Raw genomic sequence first — 22,605 nt, 5'->3', positions numbered from 1 at the left:
AGATGAGCGCCTCCACCACCAGCGCCGCCACCGCCCGCGCCGCCAACATCTTCGCCACCCTGAAGGCGGCCGCCGCCGAGCGCATCCTGGTGCTGGACGGCGCCATGGGCACCATGATCCAGCAGCTGAAGCTGGACGAGGCCGGCTATCGCGGCGCGCGCTTCAAGGACTGGCCGCGGGACGTGAAGGGCAACAACGACCTGCTCAGCCTCACCCAGCCCGACGCGGTGCGGGCCATCCACCTCGAGTATTTCCGCGCCGGCGCGGACATGGTGGAGACCAACACCTTCTCCGGCACCTCCATCGCCCAGTCCGACTACGGCATGGAGGAGATCGTCTACGAGCTGAACTTCGAGAGCGCGAAGCTCGCCCGCGAGGCTGCCGACATCGCCCAGGCCGAGGACGGCCGCCCGCGCTTCGTCGCCGGCGCCTTCGGCCCCACCAACCGCACCGCCTCCATCTCCCCGGACGTGAACGACCCCGGCTTCCGCGCCGTGACCTTCGACGAGCTCGCCGCCGCCTATCACGAGCAGGCGCGGGGCCTCGTGGATGGCGGGGCCGACATCCTGCTGGTGGAGACCATCTTCGACACGCTGAACGCGAAGGCGGCCATCTTCGCCATCGAGCAGCTCTATGCGGAGCGCGGGTTCCGCCTGCCGGTGATGATCTCCGGCACCATCACCGACCTGTCCGGCCGCACCCTCTCAGGCCAGACGCCCTCTGCCTTCTGGTATTCCCTGCGCCACGCGCAGCCCTTCTCCATCGGCCTCAACTGCGCGCTGGGCGCCCGGGAGATGCGCGCGCACGTGGCGGAGATCGGCCGGGTGGCGGACACGCTGGTGTGCGCCTATCCCAATGCCGGCCTGCCTAACGAATTCGGCATGTATGACGAGAGCCCGGAGGCCATGGCGGCCCTGGTGGGCGAGTTCGCGGCGTCCGGCCTCGTGAACATCGTCGGCGGCTGCTGCGGCACCACGCCCGCGCACATCGCCGCCATCGCCGGCGCGGTGAAGGGCAAGGCCCCGCGCCCCGTGCCGGAGCTGGAGCCGCGCCTGCGCCTCTCCGGCCTCGAGCCGTTCGAGCTGACGCCGGAAATCCCGTTCGTGAACGTGGGCGAGCGCACCAACGTCACCGGCTCCGCCCGCTTCCGCAAGCTCGTCACCACCGGCGATTTTCCCGCCGCGCTGGCGGTGGCGCGCGACCAGGTGGAGAACGGCGCGCAGATCATCGACATCAACATGGACGAGGGCCTGCTGGACAGCGAGGCCGCCATGGTCACCTTCCTCAACCTCGTCGCCGCCGAGCCGGACATCGCCAAGGTGCCGGTGATGGTGGATTCGTCGAAGTGGGAGATCATCGAGCAGGGCCTGAAGCGCCTGCAGGGCAAGGGCATCGTCAACTCCATCTCCCTCAAGGAGGGCGAGGACGCCTTCATCGAGAAGGCGCGCCTCGTGCGCGCCTATGGCGCCGCGGTGGTGGTGATGGCCTTCGACGAGGAGGGGCAGGCCGACTCATTCGAGCGCAAGACCTCCATCTGCGCCCGCGCCTATCGCATCCTGACCAAGGTGGTGGGCTTCCCGCCGGAAGACATCATCTTCGATCCCAACATCTTCGCGGTGGCCACCGGCATCGAGGAGCATTCGGGCTACGGCGTCGCCTTCGTCGAGGCCACCCGCTGGATCCGGCAGAACCTGCCGCATGCCCATGTCTCCGGCGGCGTCTCCAACCTGTCCTTCTCGTTCCGCGGCAACGAGCCGGTGCGCGAGGCCATGCACGCGGTGTTCCTCTATCACGCCATCCAGGCGGGCATGGACATGGGCATCGTCAATGCCGGCCAGCTCGCCGTCTATGACGAGATCGAGCCGGCCCTGCGCGAGGCCTGCGAGGACGTGGTGCTGAACCGCCGCGCCGACGCCACCGAGCGCCTGCTGGAGATCGCCGAGGGCTTCAAGGGCGCCGCCGGCAAGGAGAAGAAGGAGGCCGACCTCGCCTGGCGCTCCTGGCCGGTCGCGAAGCGGCTGGAGCATGCCCTCGTCAACGGCATCACCGAGTTCGTGGAGGCCGACACCGAGGAGGCGCGCACGACCGTCGCCCGTCCCCTGCACGTCATCGAGGGCCCGCTGATGGCCGGCATGAACGTGGTCGGCGACCTGTTCGGTGCTGGCAAGATGTTCCTGCCCCAGGTGGTGAAGTCCGCCCGCGTGATGAAGCAGGCGGTAGCCTATCTCATGCCCTTCATGGAGAAGGAAAAGGCGGAGATGGGCGTCACCTCCGCCTCGGCCGCCGGCAAGGTGCTGATGGCGACCGTGAAGGGCGACGTGCACGACATCGGCAAGAACATCGTCGGCGTCGTGCTCCAGTGCAACAATTACGAGGTGATCGACCTCGGCGTGATGGTGCCGACCGCGAAGATCCTTGAGGTGGCGAAGACCGAGAAGGTGGACGTGATCGGCCTCTCCGGCCTCATCACCCCCTCGCTGGACGAGATGGTGAACGTCGCCGCCGAGATGGAGCGTGAGGGCTTTTCCGTGCCGCTGCTCATCGGTGGCGCCACGACATCGCGCGTCCACACGGCGGTGAAGATCGCCCCGCGCTACGAGCGCGGGCAGGCGGTGTACGTCACCGATGCCAGCCGCGCGGTGGGCGTGGTCTCCAGCCTGCTCAACGCCGAGACGCGCGGCGGCTACGTGGCCGACGTGCGCGCGGAATATGCCAAGCTCGCCGAGGCCCACGCCCGAGCCGATGCCAACAAGCAGCGCCTGACCCTCGCCAAGGCCCGCGAGAATGCGCTGAAGCTGGATTTCGCCGGCCATGTGCCGGAGAAGCCCTCGTTCCTCGGCACCCATGTGTTCGAGGACCACGACCTCGCCGACCTCGTGCCCTTCATCGACTGGACGCCCTTCTTCCAGTCGTGGGAGCTGCAGGGCCGCTATCCGGCGATCCTCGACGACGCGGTGGTGGGCGAGCCGGCCCGCGCCCTGTTCAAGGACGCGCAGGCCATGCTGGCGCAGATGGTCGCCGAGAAGTGGGTGGCCGCGCGCGCGGTGGTGGGCTTCTGGCCGGCCAATGCGGTGGGCGACGATGTGCTCCTGTTCCGCGACGATACCCGCAAGACGCCGCTCGCGACGCTCCACACCCTGCGCCAGCAGCTGGCGCGGCGGGAGGGCCGTCACAATCTGGCGCTGGCCGATTTCGTGGCGCCGCTGGAGAGCGGCGTGGCCGACTATGTGGGCGCATTCGCCGTCACCGCCGGCATCGGCGAGGAGGAGCGGGTGGCTGCCTTCAAGGCGGCCAACGACGACTATTCCGCCATCCTGCTCAAGGCGTTGTGCGACCGCCTCGCCGAGGCCTTCGCGGAGCGCATGCACCATCTGGTGCGCACGAAGCTGTGGGGCTATGCGGCGGACGAGGCGCTCGGCAACGACGAGCTGATCGCCGAGCGCTACCGCGGCATCCGCCCGGCGCCGGGCTATCCCGCCCAGCCTGACCACACCGAGAAGGCGACCCTGTTCCGCCTTCTGGACGCCACCGCCAAGGCCGGCATCCACCTCACCGAGAGCTTCGCCATGTGGCCCGGGGCGGCGGTGTCCGGCCTCTATTTCGCCCACCCGGAGAGCGCCTATTTCGGCGTCGGCCGCATCGAGCGCGATCAGGTGGAGGACTACGCCGCCCGCAAGGGCTGGAGCGTGGCGGAGGCGGAGCGCTGGCTCTCCCCCATCCTCAACTACGATCCCGCCCGGGTGGCGGCGGCGGAGTGAGGGGGCGCGGGCGGCCGATCCAGCGCGGCACCCGCGCCGCATAGGCGGCGAACGCCTGCCCGAACCGGGCCGCGAGGTGGCTCTCCTCGCGGCTGGCGGCGAGACGGTCTGTCGCCAGCGCGGCGACGGGCGCGGCCACCACCAGCCAGGGATTGAGGAGCGCCAGCCCCAGCCCCAGCGTCAGCAGCGTGTAGCCCAGGTAGATGGGATTGCGGCTGAGCGCGAACGGGCCGTGGGTCACGAGGCGTTCCGCCGGCCGGTGGGGCAGGATGTTGGTGCGCGCGCGATGCAGCGTCGCCAGCGCCCACAGGTCCAGCGTGAGACCCGTCACCGCCAGCACCGCGCCCACCCCCCGCGTGGCGGTCTGCGGCAGCAGCGCCGGCCATCCGAGCGGGAGCGCACTTTGCAGGGCGACGCCGGTGGCGAGCGCCGCGGCATAGATCATCGGCGGCCAGGGCAGGCGGTTGGGCCGGCGGGCGATGTCGTCGGGCTGTTCCATGGCGCCGTCCCTCCCTGCCTTCCTCGTCGGATCGGCCGCTTGCGGAGGACGCCCCGCCCTCAGCGCAGCGCCGCCAGCGCCCCGAACGGGCGGCCGATTCCCTCCGCATAGGCATTGGCGAGCGCGACGAAGCCGGCCACGTCGATCTCCTCGGCGCGGGCGGTCTCCTCCACCCCGGTGGCGGCGAGCAGGGCGCCGGCGTCCACGCCCAGCGACTTCAGGCTCTGGCGCAGCATCTTGCGGCGCTGGCCGAAGGCGGCCTCCGTGACCCGCTCCAGCGCCGAAAGCGGGCAGGGCAGGGGGGCAGCGCGCGGCACCAGATGCACCACGGAAGACGTCACCTTGGGCGGCGGCACGAAGGCGGAGGGCGCCACGTCGAACGCGATCTTCGCCTGCGTGCGCCAGCCCGCCAGCACCGCGAGACGCCCATAGGCCTTGGAGCCCGGCGCGGCGACGATGCGCTCCGCCACTTCCTTCTGGAACATCAGGGTGAGGGACGAGAACCAGGGCGGCCAGGGATCGGTGGAGAGCCAGCCCACCAGCAGCAAGGTGGCCACGTTGTAGGGCAGGTTCGCCACCACCCGCACCTCGCCGTCGCCGATGAGGGGGCGCACGTCCACCTTCAGCGCGTCGCCGGAGATCACCTCAAGCCGGCCGGGATAATGGTCGGAAATCTCGGCCAGCGCCTCGAGGCAGCGCGGATCGCGCTCGATGGCGATGACACGGCGCGCGCCCAGCGCCAGCAGGGCGCGGGTGAGACCGCCGGGGCCGGGCCCCACCTCCACCACCGTGGCATCCTCCAGCGGGCCGGAGGCGCGGGCGATGCGGCCGGTGAGGTTGAGGTCCAGCAGGAAGTTCTGGCCCAGCGACTTCTGGGCGGAGAGGCCATGCCGCCGGATGACGTCGCGCAGCGGCGGCAGGTCGTCGAGCGCGCTCACGCCGGCACCGCCGCGGGGCGGTCGGCGCGCGCGTCCGCATCCGCCAGGCGCCGCGCCAGCTTCAGCGCCGCCATCAGGCTGGAGGCATCGGCGCGGCCGGTGCCGGCGATGTCGAAGGCGGTGCCGTGGTCCGGCGAGGTGCGGATGAAGGGAAGGCCGAGGGTCACGTTCACCCCGTCGTGGAACGCCAGCGTCTTGGCGGGGATGAGCACCTGGTCGTGATACATGCCCACCGCCACGTCATAGCCCGCGCGGGCCTGCGGGTGGAACAGGGTGTCGGCGGCGAGCGGGCCGCGCGCGTCGATGCCCTCGCGGCGCAGGGCCTCCACCGCCGGGCGGACGATGGTCTCGTCCTCGGTGCCGAGGGTGCCGTCCTCGCCCGCATGGGGGTTGAGGCCGCAGAAGGCGAGGCGCGGCCGGGAAAGGCCGAACCGGCGGGTCATGTCGCGGGCGACGATGCGCCCGGTCTCCACCAGCAGCTCTCCCGTGAGCCGGTGCGGCACGTCGGCGAGCGGCACATGGATGGTCGCCGGCACCACGGCGAGCAGCTCCGACCAGATCAGCATCACCGGCCGGGGCGCCGGCACGCCGGGGCGGGCGGCGTGGGCGGCGAGGAACTCGGTGTGGCCGGGAAAGGCGAAGCCGGCGGCATACATCACCGATTTCGCCAGCGGGTTGGTGACGACGGCCGCGGCGCGTCCGCCGTCCACCAGCGCCATGGCGGCCTCGAGGCTGGCCAGCACGCAGGGGCCGCAGCTTTCATCCGGGCGGCCGGCGGCGGCAGTGGCAGCCGGGCCCGCGGGCAGCACCGGCAGGGCGTGGGGGAAGCGGGCCGCGGCCTCCTCCGGCGTGGTTTCCGCCAGCGGCACGCACAGCCCGAGCTGCCGGGCGCGGGCGCGCAACGCGCCGGGATCGCCGGCAACGATGAAGGCCGGCAATTCCGCCTCAGCGCGCCGCAGCCAGGCGGCGAGGGTGATGTCCGGGCCGACGCCAGCCGGATCGCCAAGCGTGAGGACGAGGGGGGCGGGCGCGGCCATCACATCAGCGGCGGTATTCGATGAGGGACTGCTTCCTCAGCTCCGCAAGGAACTTCTTCGATTCGGCGGTGAACTGGGCGGCGGTCAGCTCGTCCTTGATCTCGCGCTTCTGCGAGCTTTCGCCCCGCACCTCGCGCTTGCCGCACATGGCGAAGGTCTCGACGCCCGACTGCGCCACCTCGGGCGGGGTCAGGCGGCCGACCTCGGTCTTGTCGAGGATCTGCTTCAGCTGCGGCGGCATCTCGGAGGAGAGGCGCGTCACCTTCGGCCGAACCACCACCTCCTTGATCGAGCGCGCGATCTCGGCGCCGGCGTCGCAGTCGGTGAAGCGGTTGCGCAGGGAATTGGCCTCGGCCAGCCGGGCGGCATGGTTGCCGCCGTTGCGCGGCACCACGAACACGATGGGCATCAGCGTGTATTCGGTGGCGATCAGCTGGGTCTGGCCGCGCTTCTGCAGCGCCGCGATCACGTCGGCGTCGCGCACGTTCACCGCGCCGGAGCGCGAGCGGACGTACTGCGCCCACACATAGTCGGCCAGCAGCTTCTGCTTGAAGGTGCGGTCGTCGAGCCCGGCCTGCTTGAAGCCGGCGGTCAGCTGCTCCGACGTGCGGCCGGTGCGCTCGGCCATGGACGCGTACATGCGGTCCACGTCCTTCTGGTCCACGTCGAGCTTGAGGCGGATGGCCTGCTGGATCTTCAGGCGCTCGTCGATGAGGTCATCGAGCGATTCCTTGGCGGATACGCTCTTGCGCTCGATCACCTCGTGCATGCGCTGGCGCTGGGAGATGTCGTAGGTGGTGATGGGATCACCATTGACCATGACCACAATCTGCTGCGCCCGCGCCGGGGCGGCGGAGCAGAGGGCGAGGAGGCCGAGCGCGAAGGTGAGGAAAAGGGAGTGGCGAGACGGCATGGTCCTGTCCGAGGGTCACCCTGCGACTTCTGTCGCCTTCCTGTGGCGGCAATGCGGCCGCGCGCTGCGCTCCCGGCCGGGCGATGGTCACGGTTGCGGGATGGCGCGGGGCCATGCCACGCATCGGCCACGGGTCCCGCACCGGGCAGAGGCCCGGCACCGACCCCGGGCCGGCGCGATCACTGCGGGGTTTCGGTGCTGGAGCCGAAGGAGGTGGAGAAGCCGCCTTCGCCCAACGTCCTGAGGCCGATGCGGAACATCACCTTGTTCACCGGCGGCGCGTTGGGGCCGTTCATGGTGTAGTCGGAGATGTAGTTGAGGGCGAGGGTGAAGCAGTCGTCGATATAGCTCAAGCCGACCAGGGTGTAGTCGAACTCGCCGGCCGCGATGTCGTAGCGGATGGCGCCGCGCACGGCCCAGTTGTCGTTGAGCTTGTAGGAGGCGTTGGTGAACACGCCCTCGCGCTTGTCGTAGTAGCCGAGCAGCGGCTGAGCCTCGTAGCGGCCGTAGGTGAGCACCACGTTGAGGCGCTCGATCTCGGCGCGGGCCTGCAGCTCGAAGCGCTGCATGGAGAAATTGTCGTTGTCGAACCGGAAGCGCGTGACCAGCTCGAGGTTCTTCGTGGGCGAGTAGCCGAACTTGGCGATGTAGTCCGAGGCCGTGCTCTCGAGGCCGGATTCAAGGCCGGTGTTGGCCATGTCGCCGTAGGCGAACGAGTTCTTGCCGAACAGGTTGTAGGACTGGCCCACCACCGCCGTGAACAGGCCGGCGCCGTTGATGGCGGCCGAATAGGTCACGCCGAGGTTCAGGCGGCTGCCGCCCTCGACCCGGTCGTAGCCGGAATACTTGTTCACCTCGAACAGGTTGGTGTCGTCGAACACGAGGCTCTGCGCGTCCTCGTTGGGGAACTTGCCGATGCTCCCCTCGTTCGGGCGGATGATGACCTGCGCGCGCGGCTCGATGGTCTGGGTGCCCCAGCTCTCGGCGGAGATGAAGGGGTATTTGTAGTCCACGCCGACCGCCGGCATGCCGCGGATCAGGTCGTCGCTGCCGGACTGGAGCGGGTTCTGGCCCGGGAAGGTGGGGCCGTACATGTAGCTGAAGGGCAGCGGGTCGGTGTTCACGGAGGCGACGTCCACGCGCGCCGTCACGAACGGGGTCCAGACCTGGCCGATGGAATCGGTGATGGACTTCTTCCAGTACAGGTCCGCCGACAGGCGGGTGTAGTCGCCCGGCGCGCCGCGCAGCAGGCACTGCTCGGGGTTGGGGGCGAGCAGGGTGCAGGCGCCCGCGGGCACGCCCACCGCGCCGACAGCGGAGGTGAGGGCCGAGGTGCCGATGAAGTCGGCCTGCTCGCGGGTCAGGCTGGTGAGGTTCACCTTCAGGCCGGCCTCGCCGCCCCACAGCGCCTTGTCGAACACCTTGTTGTAGTTCAGCGTCCCGACGATGGGCAGGCGGTCCTGGTCGTCGGTCACCGACAGGCCGAGGAAGTAGAGGCCGCGCACGTCGAAATAGGAGCGGTCGCCCTGGCCGGTCAGATAGACGCTCGAGGTCTTGGTGGTGGTGGCGTCCGGGATCAGGTTGTAGTCGCGCAGGAAGGTGCGGTCGGAGGCGATGGTCGCATCCCAGCCGAACGTCCAGAACTTGTTGATGGCGAACGCGCCGCTGCTCTCCACGGCGCCGCGGCTCTCGCGGTAGCCGGGCAGGAACTCGGCCACGCCGTTGGACACGTTGATGAACGCGTCCTTGTCCTGCTGCAGGATGCCGGCGGCGCGGATGGTGTAGCTGCCGTTGATGAGCCGCTGGCGCCACTCGCCCTGCATCAGCACGCCCTGCTGGGTGGTGAAGGCGGGGGTGAGGGTCAGGTCGCGATCCGGCGCGATGTTCCAGAAGAACGGCGTGCCGACCGCGTAGCCGATCTGGCTCGAGGAGAAGAACTCCGGCATCAGGAAGCCGGTCTTGCGCTTCACCGTCGGATCCGGTGAGGACAGGTACGGGAAATAGGCCACCGGGAAGCCGAAGAACTCCACCCAGGCGTCCTGGTAGTAGATCATCTTCTCGTCTTCGTTGTGGATGATCTTCTTGGCCTTGATCTGCCACAGCGGAGGCTTCGAGGGGTCGTCCTTGCACGGCTCGCAGGCCGTGTAGACGCCGTTCTGGAACACGGTGACGTTGCCGTCCGTGCGGTCGGCGCGGGTCGCCGCGAAATGGGTGTTGTCCGGCGTGTCGAGCCGCAGCGAGTCGATGAAGCCCTGCTTGAAGTCCTGGGTCAGCTCGAGCGTGTCGGCGGTGACGACCTTGCCGTCCTTGTCGCGCAGGCGGACGTTGCCCTGGGCGCGCAGGCTGTTGGCCTTGCGGTCCAGCACCACCCGGTTCGCCTCCAGAACGGAGCCGTCATAATAGATCTGGACCGTGCCGACGGCGGCCACCGTCTCGCGCTGGTAGTCGTACTCGAGCTGGTCGGCCGTCACCAGCATCTTCTGGTTCGGGTCGAGCTTGCGCCCGTTGAGCACGTTGGAGCCGAGCGGGCCCTGCTGCGCCTGGGCGAGCGCCGGCCGGGTGGAGGCGGAAAGGCCGACACCGACGAGGCTCGCCGCGAGCAGAAGGAGGCCGGCCACAGACGCAAGCCCGCCCGTCCGGCGCGCGTTGCCGCGCCGGCCCCTGGCGATATTGCCTCCGGCGGGGAGAAGCCCTGCCGTCATCCGTCCTCCCGATGCAACAGAATGAGGACCCCCACCAAGATGCCCGTAACCGCAGGAAACCATGCTGCAGCAACAGGATGAACGATTCCCGCCTCGCCGAGGTCTTCAGCGAGCTTGGTCCCAACATAAAGCAGAAAGCCCGCCAGCACGCCACCGAGAATCGTCTGCCCCACCCCGCCGAAGCGGAACACCCGGAGCCCCACCACCGCGGCAATGAGTACCATTGCCACCAGCAGAAACGGCCGCGCCAGAAGACTCTGGAGTTGGAGGCGGTATTTTTCGGCGCCGAAGCCGGACTGTTGCGCACTGCGAATAGCCGCCGGAAGTTGCCAAAACGACACGGTTTCCGGGGCTATCAGCGAATCCTGGACCTGCTTGGGATCGAGCTTCGTGGCGATCAGGTAGGTATCATAGGATTGCAGATCGAGGCCCGGGACCAGCACCCGGGCGTCGGTAAGAATCCATGCACCATCTCCCAAAGTTGCGGTTTTCGCCTCCACACGCTCAAGCAGCAGTCCGGCCTTGTCGAACTCGAAGACCACCACGTTGGAGAGCACGCGCCCGCCCTGCCGCGAGGCCTGGGCCTGGATGATGGCCTGCCCGTCCACGCTCTGCTGGCGCACCCAGAACTCCTTCTTGCCCTGGGGCATGATGGCGGAGGACGAGGAAGCGAAGATCTCGCCCTCGATCTGGTTCGCGCGCTCCTTGAAGTCGGCGGAGACCGGGTTGAACACGGTGCTCGCGAAGATGCCGACCAGGAACGCCACCAGCACCGGCGGGGTGATGAACTGCCAGACCGACAGCCCCACCGCCCGCGCCACCACCAGCTCCAGCCGGCGCGAAAGCATGACGAAGGTGGCCATGGCGCCGAACAGCACCGCGAACGGCAGCAGCTGCTCGGTGAAGGAGGGGGCGCGATAGATGGTCAGCAGCGCCAGGGTGGTCACCGTCACCTGCTCGCGGTCGGCGGTGCGGCGGGCCATCTCCAGGAAGTCCACGAGCACGATGAGCGTGACGCACGACATGAAGATGAGCGCCACGGCGCTCGCGAACCGGCGCGCGAAATAGAGGCCGAGGATGCGTCCGATCATGGGCGCTGGGCCGCCGTGCGTCGCGTCAGGCGCTGCCGGATGTCCTCGCCCAGCGTCACCACGGCTGCCGGCACGCCGATGCGGATCCAGCCCTGGATGATCATGGCGCAGATGACGACGGTGACGATGGGCAGGAGGTAGATGAGCGGCACCGCGGACGCCTGCGTCTTCAGCTGCCCGGCGATGGCGAAGTTGCCGATCTGCACCGCGCCCATGGCCGGGATGATGGCGGTGAGCGCCGCGCCGCGGCTCTGGCGGGTGGTGCGCGGGCGCGAGAGGGCGGCCGCGGCGATGAAGAAGAAGGCGAGCGGATACAGGCCGGCCGACAGGCGCTTGTGCAGCTCCTCCCGGTAGCGTCCGGGGAAGAAGCGCACGTACATGTCCTGCGCCGGCGGGTTGAGGACGAAGCTCAGCGGCCGCTCCATGGGCTTGATGTCGAGGCCGCGCGTGTCCGGCGCGAGCGAGGACAGGTCGAAGGCATAGCGCTGGAATTCCACCACCGAGGAGTTGGACGGCTTGTCCTTCTCCTTGTCCTTGCCGTCCGCCGGGGCGGCGGGCGCGGCGGCGGCCGGGAGCGCGGGCTTGCCGCCGCCGGGCCGCAGGGAGGTGCCCTCGGGCCGGTCCTTGTCGAGGAGCGGGGCGCCGCGGCGGTGGATGGAGCCGTTCTCCAGCACCAGGAAGATGCCGGCGTCGCTCTCCACGATCTGGCCGCGGTCGGCGAGATAGGTGGAGACTTCCCGGTCGCGGGCGTCATTGATGAAGATGCCGCGCATCACCCCGTTGGCCGCGCGCTCGCGCACATGGAACACCAGCCCCTGCGACAGGTTCACGAACCGCCCCGGCTGGGCGACGAAGGAGACCACGTCGGCGCGCACCTTGGTCACCTGCTCGCGGAAGGTGGCAAGGCTGGCCGGCACCAGATGCACCGCCAGCAGGGCGCAGAAGACCGAGACCAGGCAGGCGAGCATGATGAGCGGACGCAGCAGCCGCCACGGGCTCATCCCGGCCGCCGCCATCACCACGATCTCGCTGTCGCCGTTCAGCTTCAGCAGGGTGTAGGCGGTGGCGATGAACAGGGCGGCGGGGGAGATGACCGCCACCAGGGTGGGCATGGTGAGGCTGGTGATGGCCACGAAGGCGATGATGGTCTGGCCCTGGCTGGTCACGAGATCCAGCTGGCGCAGCGCCTGCGTCGCCCAGATCATGCCGGCGAGCACGACCACAACGCCCAGAAACGCCACCGCCGCGGTCGTGAAGATATAGCGATCCAGCCGGCCCATCACTGCGTGCCTCAATGCGCGGAGCCGCCCCTCACTCGCATTCCCCCCATTTCGGGCGGGCTTTGGATAGCCGGAAGCCGCGTCCGGCGCAAATGCCGCTACGGCGGGGGCCGCCGCGGCATCAGCCTTTTTGCGCCTAGGCGGCCAATCCCACCATGCGGAGCGCGAACAGATAGACGAGCGCAACCTCGTCCAGCCGGTCGAATCGGCCCGCCGCGCCGCCGTGGCCGGCATCCATGTTGGTGCGCAGCAGGACCGGGGCGCCCCCGGTGCCGGCGGCGCGCAGGCGCGCGATCCACTTCGCCGGCTCCCAGTAGGTCACGCGCGGGTCGGTGAGGCCGGCGAGGGCGAAGATGGCCGGGTAGGCCTGGGCGCACACGTTGTCCACCGGCGAATAGGCGCGGATGCGCTCGAACGCCTCCGGATCGGCGATGGGGTTGCCCCATTCGGGCCATTCCGGCGGCGTCAGGGGCAGCGTGTCGTCCAGCATGGTGGTGAGCACGTCCACGAACGGCACCTCGGCGACGATGCCGCCGAACAGGTCCGGCCGCATGTTGGCGATCGCCCCCATCAGCATGCCGCCGGCCGATCCGCCCTGCGCCACCAGCCGCCCCGGGCGGGTGAGGCCGCTCGCCACCAGATGCTCGGCGGCGGCGATGAAATCGCTGAAGGTGTTGGTCTTCTTCGCCAGCTTGCCGTCGGCATACCAGCGCCAGCCCTTGTCGGTGCCGCCCCGCACATGGGCGATGGCATAGATGAAGCCGCGATCCACCAGCGACAGGCGGCTGGTGGAGAAGCCGGCGGGGATGGTGATGCCGTAGGCGCCATAGCCATAGAGCAGAACCGGCGCCGAGCCGTCGAGCGGCGTGTCCTTGCGGTAGAGCAGGGACACCGGCACGGTTTCCCCGTCCGCCGCCGGGGCGTAGAGGCGCCGGGTCACGTAATCGTCGGGATCGTGGCCCGAGGGCACCTCCTGCCGCTTCAGCAGCACGCGGGCGCGGCTCGCCATGTCGTAGTCCCACACCTCGGCCGGCGTGGTCATGGAGGCGTAGGTGAAGCGCACCTGATCGGTGTCGAAGGCGAAGCCGGGATCGAGGCCGAGGGCGTAGGCTTCCTCGGCGAAGGCGATGGCATGCTCGCTGCCGTCCGCCAGCGCGCGGATGACGATGCGCGGCAGCCCCGCCTCCCGCTCAAGCCGGGCGAGGTGACGGGCGAACACGGTGTGGCTGAGAATCATCCGGCCGGCGTGGTGCGGCACCAGATCGCGCCAGTTCTCGCGGCCGGGGGCGGCCACCGGCGCGGTGACGAGCTTGAAGTCCTCGGCGCCGTCCGCATTGGTCAGGAGAACCAGCGCGTCTTCGCCATCGAGCGCGGGATGGTGCTCCACGTCATAGCGCACGCCGATGGTGCGGGCGGCGACCAGCCGGGGCGCGGGCTCCGGCGCGGCGAGGTCGATGAGGTGGACCTCGGAGGTTTCGTGGTCGCCGCAGGAAATGAGGCCGAAGCGGCGGGAGTGGGTCTCCCCGAGCGAGACGAAGAAGCCCTTGTCCGGCTCCTCGTAGACCAGCACGTCCCCGGCCGGGTCGCTGCCCACCACATGGCGGAAGACCTTGGACGGGCGGTGCTCCGCGTCCCGGCGGATGTAATAAAGTACCGTCCCGTCGGCGCTCCACAGCAGGTCGCCGGTGGTCTCCTCGATCAGGTCCGGCAGGTCCGCGCCGGTGCCAAGGTCGCGGATGCGGATGCCGTAGAGCTCTGCGCCGGCGGTGTCGGCAGACCAGGCGAGGCGGGCGTGGTCCGCCGTGTGGCGCCAGTGGCCGAAATGGAAATAGGCCTTGCCGGCGGCTTCCAGATCGCCGTCGAGGAAGATCTCCTCGGTGCCGTCGGGCAGGCGCTTGCGGCAGAACAGCGGATGCTGCCCGCCCTCCCGGTGGCGGGAATAATAGGCAAACGCCCCGTCTGGCGCCGGAACGGAGGTATCATCCTCCTTGATCCGGCCGCGCATTTCCTGCACCAGCTTGGCCCGCCCCTCCGCGAGGGGGGCGAACCAGGCGTCGGACCACGCGTTTTCGGCCTCGAGATAGGCGCGGATATCGCCGTCGAGGACGCCCGGGTCGCGCATCACCTCGCGCCAGTTGTCGGCGCGCAGCCAGGCGAAGTCGTCGGTGAGGGTGATGCCGTGGACGGTGCGCTCGGTCGGCCGGCGCGGCGCGCGGGGCGGCTCAGTCGCCACGACGGCTGCCGGCATCGGGCGCAAGCGAGAGGGCGGTGCCGTTCATGCAGAAGCGCAGGCCGGTAGGGGCGGGGCCATCCGGGAACACATGGCCGAGATGGCTGTCGCAGCTGGCGCAGCGGACCTCGATGCGGCGCATGCCGTGGGAGGTATCCTCGTGGGTCACCACTGCGTCCGGCGACACCGGCGAGAAGAAGCTCGGCCAGCCGGTGCCGGAATCATACTTCGCCTCGGAGCGGAACAGCGGCGCGCCGCAGGCCACGCAGGAATAGAGGCCCGAGCGCTTCTCGTCCCAGTAGGGGCCGGTGAAGGCGCGCTCGGTGCCCTGCTGGCGGGTGATGCGAAACTGCTCGGGCGTCAGGCAGGAGCGCCACTCGCTCTCGCTCTTGACCACCTTGGCCTCGCTGGTCTCCTGAGGCGAAGCGCTGCGGGCGGGATTGGACATGGGAGGCTTTCCCCGATCTCGTGTGCGGCAGAGGTAGGCATTCCCCCGCCCTTCGGCAAGACGCCCGCCCTGCGCCGGGCACGGCCTCACGGGCCTTTGTCCCCGCCGGGGCGGGGGCGCACAGTCGCGGCGCGCGCGGTCAAGAAGAGACGGGGGCGGCCCTAGATATCGGTTGCAAACGCCGGGGCCTGAAACTAACAGGGATCATGCACCGGTTCTTTCGGTTTGCTGTAGGGGCGACCGGTCGCGACATCAGGCTGAAGGTTCCCGGGCGGCGCGGCCGCTGCATCGCAGATTGCGAATAGCCGATTCGTTTCGGCCGCCTCGCGTCTGAAGGCTGCGCCGGTCGAAATCATCTTGGCGCGGACGCGAACGTCTTGCGCCCGGCGCCTTGAGCCCCGAAGTCTTCGTCGGATTGCCCCGGCTTGTCCCATTCGAGGCGAATCTTACTGGAACGCGAAGAAGGTCCCATGAGCGAAAACACGGAATCGACGGCCTATATCGAGCTCGCGACGGACATCGTGTCGGCCTATGTGAGCAACAACACGGTCGCCCCCGCCGAGCTGCCGGCGCTCATCAACGAGGTCCACGCCGTGCTGACCCGCCTCGGCCAGGGCGCCGCGGTCGAGCCCCTTGCAGAGCCGGCGAAGCCGGCCGTGCCGGTGAAGAAGTCCGTGCATCCGGATTTCATCATCTGCCTGGAGGACGGCAAGCAGTTCAAGTCGCTCAAGCGCCACCTGCGTACCCGCTACGGCATGAGCCCGGAGCAGTATCGCGAGAAGTGGGGCCTGCCGGTGGACTATCCCATGGTGGCGCCCAACTATGCCGCCGCCCGGTCCGAGCTTGCCAAGCAGATGGGCCTCGGCCAGCAGCGTCGCCGCGGCCGCTGAGGACGACGCATCCCGGCGCCGAATACTTTCGCAAAATGAAAAAGGCCCGGCGCATCGCGCCGGGCCTTTCTCGTCAGGTCCTGAGCTCCTCACTCGGCGGCGAGGCGCACCTGCGGCTGGGCCTCGAGCACGGCGGCGTCCACGTGGCTCTCGAAGCGGGTGAAGTTCTCGCGGAACATCTCCACCAGCTTGCGCGCGGTCGCGTCGAACGCGGCCTTGTCGGCCCAGGTCTTGGACGGATAGAGCACGTGCGGCTCGATGCCCGGCACCGAGGTCGGCACCTCGAAGCCGAAATAGGGATCGGTCCGGAACGAGGCGCCCTTCAGCGAGCCGTCGAGCACCGCCGTCAGCAGGGTGCGGGTGACCTTGATGGGCATGCGCCGGCCGACGCCGAACTTGCCGCCGGTCCAGCCGGTGTTCACCAGCCAGCAATCGACCCCGTGCTCGGCGATGAGGTCGCGCAACAGGTTGCCGTAGACCGAGGGATGGCGCGGCATGAAGGGGGCGCCGAAGCAGGTGGAGAAGGTGGCCTCCGGGTCCTTCACGCCCTTCTCGGTGCCGGCGACCTTGGCGGTGTAGCCGGACAGGAAGTGGTACATGGCCTGCGCCGGGGTGAGCCGGGCGATGGGCGGCAGCACGCCGAAGGCGTCGCAGGTGAGCATCACCACGTTCTTCGGCTGGCCGGCGCGGGCGGTGGCGCTCGCGTTGGGGATGAAGTCCAGCGGGTAGCAGGAGCGGGTGTTCTCGGTGAGGCTGCCGTCGTCGAAGTCCGGCACGTGGGTCACCGGATCGAGCACCACGTTCTCCAGCACCGTGCCGAAGCGGTTGGAGGCGGCGAAGATCTCCGGCTCGGCCTCGGCCGACAGGCGGATGGTCTTGGCGTAGCAGCCGCCCTCGAAGTTGAAGACGCCGTTCTCGCCCCAGCCGTGCTCGTCATCGCCCAGGAGGGTGCGGTTCGGGTCGGCGGAAAGGGTGGTCTTGCCGGTGCCGGACAGGCCGAAGAACAGGCAGACGTCGCCATCCTTGCCCACGTTCGCCGAGCAGTGCATCGGCATGATGCCGGCCTTCGGCAGGATGTAGTTGAGCGCGGTGAACACCGACTTCTTCATCTCGCCCGCGTAGGACGAATTGCCGATGAGCACGATGCCGCGGGTGAAGTTGACCGCGATCACCGTCTCCGAGCGCACGCCGTGGCGCGCCGGGTCGGCCTTGAAGGACGGCAGGTCGATGATGGTCATCTGCGGCACGAAGCTGTCCAGCTCGGCCCGCTCGGGGCGGCGCAGCATGGTGCGGATGAACAGCGAGTGCCAGGCGAACTCGGTGAAGACGCGGACCTTGATGCGGGCGGCCGGATCGGCGCCGCCGTAGAGGTCCTGGGCGTAGAGGGACTTGTCCTCGGCGGCGGCCAGGAAGTCCTGGTAGAGGGTCTCGAACTGCGCGGGGGTGATGGCGCCGTTGTTGTCCCACCATACCTCGGCCTCGGTGTCCGCGTCGCGGACCACGAACTTGTCCTTGGGGCTGCGGCCGGTGTGGGCGCCGGTGGCGGCCACCAGCGCGCCGCCGGAGGAGAGTCGGGCCTCCCGGTTGGCCAGCGCATGCTCGTAGAGCGCGGGCTCCAGGAGGTTCCAGTGGACGGCGGTGAGATGTTTCAGGCCGAAGCTGTCGGCGCCGCAGGCGCTGTTCCGGTGACCGGTCTCGAGCACGGAAGGTACCTCCAAAAGTTGTCACCGGCCCAGCCGGCTCCCTTTGCGGCAATGGCGTCTTCCCGCGCCCTGTCCGCGGGCGCAGGCTATAAGCAGACTTCACCCAAGAATACTATATCCAAAAGGGCGAACTTCACGCTGCAGATGCGTTGCGCGCCTGCTGCACCAGCGAGACGAGTTCCTGGCGCACGGCCGCAAGATCCATGACCCGACGGGAAAAGTCGAGGCGCCGCACCGCATCACCATTGCGTATTTCACACCCGTCCGGATCGAGGGAGAGCATGCGCCAGTCGCCGGCCGGAGCGCCCAGCAGGGCCGTGGCATAAAGCCCGACCGCGTCGGCATGGTCCTCGTTCATGTGGGAGATGACGCCGTCCACCCCTGCCGCGAGCGCTTCCGCACCGGCCCAGTCGCTCAGGAGCGCGGCGCCCGGCACATCCACGATGCGGCCGAAGCCCTCCACGAGGTGGGCCTCCTCGATGGCGACGGCGAAGAACGAAAAGTCGGGGAAATCCACATATCCGGCGGCGGCGTCATGTCGCGCCAGGTAGCGCGCGCGCACCTCCGGCTCGGGCGCCGCGACGATGCGCCCGATGAGGCTGGCGCGCGGCGCGTTCAGCGGGTCCTCGGTGCCGGAGGCCGACACCAGCAGCGAGACGCGCTCGTCCCCGCCGATGTTGCGGGTGTGGCGCGCGAGGCGGGAGATCAGCAGGGTCGGACGCCCCTGCGGATCGGTGCCCACCGCGACCAGCGAGGCATAGGGTCCGCCCGCGGGCTCGAGCGTGGCGAGCGCGGCGAAGCGCGCCTCGCGGATCAGGCGGCGGACGGTGGTGGCGGCAGACGACGTCATGCGGGTCCTCGGGTTTGGTCCTCGGGGCAGAACGTTGGCTCAGGTCCCGGACTGGGCCCTTGGCTCGGCAGGCCCGGCGGTCGCCGGGGCGCGGTGTGGGCGGCACTGGCCGGCGGCGCGGTGGCGCGAACCGCTTCCCGCGCAGCGGCCGTTCCGGGTGATCGGACGCCGGCCGAGCGGTCGCCGGCATGATGAGACAGGGCGCGCCAGGAAGGCAAGCTTCGCACGCGCCGCGCGGGCCTCTCGCCCGCAGAAGTTTGGCGGTGGTGGAGAATCCCGCTATTTTGCGGCAATCGACTCTTGTGTGTCACATTTCGGCCACGTGAAGCGGGTTCACCGCTGGGGGTAGGCCACAGTGCAAGGCCCGTGTCCGCACGGCCGAAAAGAGGTGTCATGCCCACCATCGCCCTCGTCGACGACGATCGCAACATTCTCACCTCGGTCTCCATCGCGCTGGAGGCGGAAGGCTATCGCATCGACACCTACACCGATGGCGCCTCCGCGCTCGACGGCTTCAAGACCAATCCGCCCGATCTCGCCATCCTCGACATCAAGATGCCGCGCATGGACGGGATGGAGCTGCTGCGCCGCCTGCGCCAGAAGACCGACATGCCGGTGATCTTCCTCACCTCCAAGGACGAGGAGATCGACGAGCTGTTCGGCCTGAAGATGGGCGCCGACGACTTCATCAAGAAGCCGTTCTCCCAGCGCCTGCTGGTGGAGCGGGTGAAGGCGGTGCTGCGCCGCGCCGGCGCCAAGGACGGCGCCGCCCCGCGCGAGGTGGACAGCGCCAAGGTGCTGGAGCGCGGCAACCTGCGCATGGACCCGGAGCGCCACACCTGCACCTGGAAGGGCGAGTCGGTGACCCTCACCGTCACCGAATTCCTCATCCTGCAGGCGCTGGCCCAGCGCCCCGGCGTGGTGAAGAGCCGCAACGCGCTGATGGACGCGGCCTATGACGACCAGGTCTATGTGGACGACCGCACCATCGACAGCCACATCAAGCGGCTGCGCAAGAAGTTCAAGTCGGTGGACGACAGTTTCGAGATGATCGAGACCCTGTACGGCGTCGGCTACCGGTTCAAGGAGTGAGCACCGCCGCGCGGCGCCGCGGGTGCAGGACGGCATGACGGCTCACATCGACGAGGCCCCGCCCGAAGGGGCGCGCGAGACGCCCGGCGGCATCGTCGGGTGGCTGAAGCGCGTGCGCCGCTTCGTCGCGTTCAAGGGCTTTTCCTCGCTCACGCGGCGCATCGTGCTCCTGAACCTCGCCGGCCTGTGCGCGCTGGTGTCGGGCATCCTCTATCTGTCGGAGTTCCGCTCCGGCCTCATCGACGCGCGCATCCAGAGCCTTCTGGTGCAGGGCGAGATCATCGCCGCCGCCATCGCCTCCTCGGCCCAGGTGGAGACCAACGCCATCACCCTCGACCCCGACCGGCTGCTGGAGCTGCAGGCGGGCGAGAGCTATGGCCCCTCGGACGACGGCTTCGCGCCGCTGGAATTCCCCATCAATCCCGAGCGGGTGGCGCCGGTGCTGCGCCGCCTCGTCGGCCCCACCCGCACCCGCGCCCGCATCTATGACCGCGAGGGCCAGCTGCTGCTGGATTCCCGCTCGCTCTATTCGCGCGGGGACATCCTGCGCTACGACATCCCCTCGCCCAACGAGCCGAAGCCCGGCCTGATCGACCGGTTGTGGCAGGGGGTGCAGCTGTGGCTCGGGCGCGGCGACCTGCCGCTCTACCGCGAGTTCGGCCCGCAGGCCGGCAAGAATTATCCCGAGGTCGCCTCCGCCGCCACCGGCGCCAAGGCGAGCGAGGTGCGCGTCGACGACCGCGGGCAGGTGGTGGTCTCGGTCGCGGTCCCGATCCAGCGCTTCCGCGCCATCCTCGGCGTGCTGCTGCTGTCCACCCAGAGCGGCGAGATCGACGCGGCGGTGAAGGCGGAACGCTTCGTCATCGTCCGCGTGTTCCTGGTGGCGGCGGCGGTGATGGTGCTGCTGTCGGTGCTGCTGGCCGGCACCATCGCCGATCCCGTGCGCAAGCTGGCCGCGGCGGCCGAGCGGGTGCGCCGGCGCATCAAGACGCGCGTCGAGATCCCCGACTTCACCTCCCGCGCCGACGAGATCGGCCATCTCTCCGGCGCGCTGCGCGACATGACGAGCGCGCTCTACAACCGCATCGAGGCCATCGAGAGCTTCGCCGCCGACGTGGCGCATGAACTGAAGAACCCGCTCACCTCCCTGCGCAGCGCGGTGGAGACCCTGCCGCTCGCCAAGACCGACAATTCCCGCGGGCGGCTGATGGAGGTGATCCAGCACGACGTGAAGCGGCTCGACCGCCTCATCTCCGACATTTCCGACGCCAGCCGCCTCGATGCCGAGCTGCAGCGCCAGGAGGCGGTGAGCGTCGACCTGAAGCAGCTGCTGGAGATGGTGGTGGGCCTCGCCCAGGACGTGCGCAAGGACGACGGCGTGTCCGTCTCCCTCGCCTTCGAGCGGGCGCCGGGGGCCGCGGCCACCTTCGAGATCGCCGGCCATGCCTCCCGCCTCGGGCAGGTGGTGGACAACCTCGTCTCCAACGCCCGGTCGTTCTCGCCGGCCGGGGGCTCCGTCCGCGTCACCTGCCGGCGCCTCAAGGACGGGGCGGAGATCGTGGTGGACGACGACGGCCCGGGCATCCGCCCGGATGCGCTCTCGCGCATCTTCGAGCGCTTCTACACCGACCGTCCGCACCAGGGCTTCGGCCAGAATTCCGGCCTCGGCCTGTCGATCTCGCGGCAGATCGTGGAGGCCCACGGCGGGCGCATCTGGGCCGAGAACCGCACCACGACCGGGGCTGACGGCACCCCCGGCGTCGCCGGCGCCCGCTTCGTGGTGCGCCTGCCGGCGGGTTGAGCCATGGTCGACGGCGCGCCCAGCATCCACGCCAGCTGCGTCGCCATCGACGGGCAGGGGGTGCTGATCCGCGGGCCGTCCGGGGCCGGCAAGTCCACCCTTGCCCTGCGCCTCATCCTCGACGCTCCGCGCGCACTGCCCCCGGCCGAGCTGGTGGCCGACGACCGCGTCCTGCTCACGGTGGAGGCGGGGGAGCTGGTCGCCCGGCCGGTGCCACAGCTCGCCGGGCTGGTGGAATTGCACGGCGTCGGCATCCGCCGCATGGCGCATCGCGATTTCGTCGCACTGCGTCATGTGGTCGATCTTGCGGCACCAGACGCCCTGCGAATGCCGCTTCGTTCGGCCCGTCGCATCGTTATCCAAGGCATTGAGCTGGAACGCATTCCGCTCGCCGATGCAGCCCTGGCGCCACTGGTTCTCGCTTGCATTCTCAGGTCGCGGGACCACGAAGATTAAATGTGCTTTTGTGCGTTGCACCCCTTGCGTAATTTTTGAGCCGATCTGAATATGGCCCTCCCGCAGCGCGGGAGGCCCTCATCCCGAGCGGTGAGGGCGGAGGAAGCATGATCGGTCTCGTCCTCGTCACACACGGCCGCCTCGCAGACGAATTCTGCTCCGCCCTGGAGCACGTGATGGGTCCGCAGACCCAGATCGCCGCTATTACCATCGGGCCGGACGACGACATGGAGCGTCGCAGGCAGGACATCATCGAGGCGGTGGAGCGCGTGCGCACCGGCGACGGGGTGGTGATCCTGACGGACATGTTCGGCGGCACCCCCTCCAACCTTGCCATCTCGGTGATGAACGCGCCGGATGTGGAGGTGGTGGCGGGCATCAACCTGCCCATGCTGGTCAAGCTCGCCAAGGTCCGTGGCGAGATGCCCCTGGAGCAGGCGGTGGACGTCGCCCAGGAAGCCGGTAGGAAATACATCAATGTCGCAAGCCGCGTCCTTTCGGGAAAGTGAGCCCTTCGGCATGCACGAGGCGAGCGATCCCGCCGCCGAATGCGGCAGGCCGGTACCGGCGGACGCGCTGGTGCGCTCCCTTCCCATCGTCAACAAGCGTGGCCTGCACGCCCGCGCCTCGGCCAAGTTCGTGCAGACGGTCGAGAAGTTCGATGCCCGTGTCACCGTCTGCCGCGGCGGCGAGGCGGTGGACGGCAATTCCATCATGGGCCTGATGATGCTGGCCGCCGGCCCCGGAACCTGCGTCACCGTCACCGCCACGGGCCGCGAGGCCGGGTCGGTGATGGATGCCCTCGATACCCTGGTCGCCGACCGGTTCGGCGAGGAAGAATAGGCCCCGGCCGCCCGGTTTCCCGGCCCGGCTGCCACCGCCGTTTACCGCGATCCCAAGTTGCTCTGGCCCGTCGG

The 22,605-nt window shown here is 69.3% G+C and carries 18 protein-coding genes; 7 read left to right on the top strand and 11 right to left on the bottom strand.

Annotated features, from left to right (window positions below; all coding sequences use genetic code 11):
* Positions 1–2: 2 nt before the first annotated feature.
* On the top strand, positions 3–3,758 hold the full coding sequence (gene metH, locus V5F49_RS04870; protein WP_394116212.1) for a methionine synthase: 3,756 nt from the start codon (positions 3–5) through the stop codon (positions 3,756–3,758).
* Here metH and V5F49_RS04865 read toward each other — a convergent pair.
* The 9 genes from V5F49_RS04865 to msrB all read right to left on the bottom strand — a co-directional run bounded on the left by V5F49_RS04865 (position 3,721) and on the right by msrB (position 14,896).
* Entirely contained in the window at positions 3,721–4,257 is a 537-nt protein-coding gene (locus V5F49_RS04865) for a methyltransferase family protein (protein WP_394116213.1), read from the bottom strand. The two genes, metH and V5F49_RS04865, sit on opposite strands and share 38 nt — an antisense overlap.
* A 59-nt stretch (positions 4,258–4,316) precedes the next feature.
* Entirely contained in the window at positions 4,317–5,195 is an 879-nt protein-coding gene (gene rsmA, locus V5F49_RS04860) for a 16S rRNA (adenine(1518)-N(6)/adenine(1519)-N(6))-dimethyltransferase RsmA (protein ID WP_394116214.1), read from the bottom strand.
* Complete coding sequence (pdxA, locus tag V5F49_RS04855) at positions 5,192–6,232, bottom strand: 4-hydroxythreonine-4-phosphate dehydrogenase PdxA (RefSeq protein ID WP_394116215.1); 1,041 nt, start codon at positions 6,230–6,232, stop codon at positions 5,192–5,194. Before pdxA ends, rsmA begins: the two co-directional genes overlap by 4 nt.
* Positions 6,233–6,236: 4 nt before the next feature.
* Positions 6,237–7,145 (bottom strand): peptidylprolyl isomerase, encoded by a 909-nt coding sequence (locus V5F49_RS04850; protein WP_394116216.1) that lies wholly within the window; start codon positions 7,143–7,145, stop codon positions 6,237–6,239.
* 179 nt (positions 7,146–7,324) lie between these two features.
* On the bottom strand, positions 7,325–9,763 hold the full coding sequence (locus V5F49_RS04845) for an LPS-assembly protein LptD (protein WP_394116217.1): 2,439 nt from the start codon (positions 9,761–9,763) through the stop codon (positions 7,325–7,327).
* An 80-nt stretch (positions 9,764–9,843) separates the two neighbouring features.
* Positions 9,844–10,938, bottom strand: coding sequence for an LPS export ABC transporter permease LptG (lptG, locus tag V5F49_RS04840; RefSeq protein ID WP_394116218.1), 1,095 nt, complete (start codon positions 10,936–10,938; stop codon positions 9,844–9,846).
* Positions 10,935–12,218, bottom strand: coding sequence for an LptF/LptG family permease (locus V5F49_RS04835; RefSeq protein ID WP_394116219.1), 1,284 nt, complete (start codon positions 12,216–12,218; stop codon positions 10,935–10,937). Before V5F49_RS04835 ends, lptG begins: the two co-directional genes overlap by 4 nt.
* Before the next feature lie 136 nt (positions 12,219–12,354).
* Positions 12,355–14,466 (bottom strand): S9 family peptidase, encoded by a 2,112-nt coding sequence (locus V5F49_RS04830; protein ID WP_394116220.1) that lies wholly within the window; start codon positions 14,464–14,466, stop codon positions 12,355–12,357.
* The gene (gene msrB / locus V5F49_RS04825; protein WP_394116221.1) at positions 14,441–14,896 is read right to left on the bottom strand and encodes a peptide-methionine (R)-S-oxide reductase MsrB; all 456 of its coding nucleotides are present in this window, start codon (positions 14,894–14,896) and stop codon (positions 14,441–14,443) included. The genes V5F49_RS04830 and msrB overlap by 26 nt, the downstream gene beginning before the upstream one ends.
* Positions 14,897–15,366: 470 nt before the next feature.
* Here msrB and V5F49_RS04820 point away from each other — a divergent pair, with 470 nt between their 5' ends.
* On the top strand, positions 15,367–15,786 hold the full coding sequence (locus V5F49_RS04820; protein WP_394116222.1) for a Ros/MucR family transcriptional regulator: 420 nt from the start codon (positions 15,367–15,369) through the stop codon (positions 15,784–15,786).
* Between the two features lie 89 nt (positions 15,787–15,875).
* Here the strand turns inward: V5F49_RS04820 and V5F49_RS04815 are convergent, their stop codons facing one another.
* Complete coding sequence (locus tag V5F49_RS04815) at positions 15,876–17,489, bottom strand: phosphoenolpyruvate carboxykinase (RefSeq protein WP_394116223.1); 1,614 nt, start codon at positions 17,487–17,489, stop codon at positions 15,876–15,878.
* A gap of 133 nt (positions 17,490–17,622) precedes the next feature.
* Positions 17,623–18,339 carry a HugZ family pyridoxamine 5'-phosphate oxidase gene (locus V5F49_RS04810; protein ID WP_394116224.1) on the bottom strand — a complete coding sequence of 239 codons (717 nt, stop codon included), beginning with the start codon at positions 18,337–18,339 and terminating at the stop codon, positions 17,623–17,625.
* A gap of 393 nt (positions 18,340–18,732) precedes the next feature.
* Here V5F49_RS04810 and V5F49_RS04805 point away from each other — a divergent pair, with 393 nt between their 5' ends.
* From V5F49_RS04805 to V5F49_RS04785, 5 genes are all read left to right on the top strand, one after another.
* Positions 18,733–19,431, top strand: a complete 699-nt coding sequence (locus V5F49_RS04805; RefSeq protein ID WP_394116225.1) for a response regulator transcription factor — start codon at positions 18,733–18,735, stop codon at positions 19,429–19,431.
* A 34-nt stretch (positions 19,432–19,465) separates the two neighbouring features.
* On the top strand, positions 19,466–21,232 hold the full coding sequence (locus tag V5F49_RS04800) for a sensor histidine kinase (RefSeq protein ID WP_394116226.1): 1,767 nt from the start codon (positions 19,466–19,468) through the stop codon (positions 21,230–21,232).
* Between the two features lie 3 nt (positions 21,233–21,235).
* The gene (locus V5F49_RS04795) at positions 21,236–21,688 is read left to right on the top strand and encodes an HPr kinase/phosphorylase (protein WP_394116227.1); all 453 of its coding nucleotides are present in this window, start codon (positions 21,236–21,238) and stop codon (positions 21,686–21,688) included.
* A gap of 107 nt (positions 21,689–21,795) precedes the next feature.
* Positions 21,796–22,197 (top strand): PTS sugar transporter subunit IIA, encoded by a 402-nt coding sequence (locus V5F49_RS04790; protein ID WP_394116228.1) that lies wholly within the window; start codon positions 21,796–21,798, stop codon positions 22,195–22,197.
* Between the two features lie 10 nt (positions 22,198–22,207).
* On the top strand, positions 22,208–22,531 hold the full coding sequence (locus V5F49_RS04785; RefSeq protein ID WP_394116229.1) for an HPr family phosphocarrier protein: 324 nt from the start codon (positions 22,208–22,210) through the stop codon (positions 22,529–22,531).
* Positions 22,532–22,605 lie beyond the last annotated feature (74 nt).

It is taken from the genome of Xanthobacter lutulentifluminis (assembly GCF_043194675.2).
Taxonomy (GTDB): domain Bacteria; phylum Pseudomonadota; class Alphaproteobacteria; order Rhizobiales; family Xanthobacteraceae; genus Xanthobacter.
The sequence above is the reverse complement of the archived record's forward strand: the minus strand, read 5'-3'. Positions and strand labels throughout refer to the sequence as shown.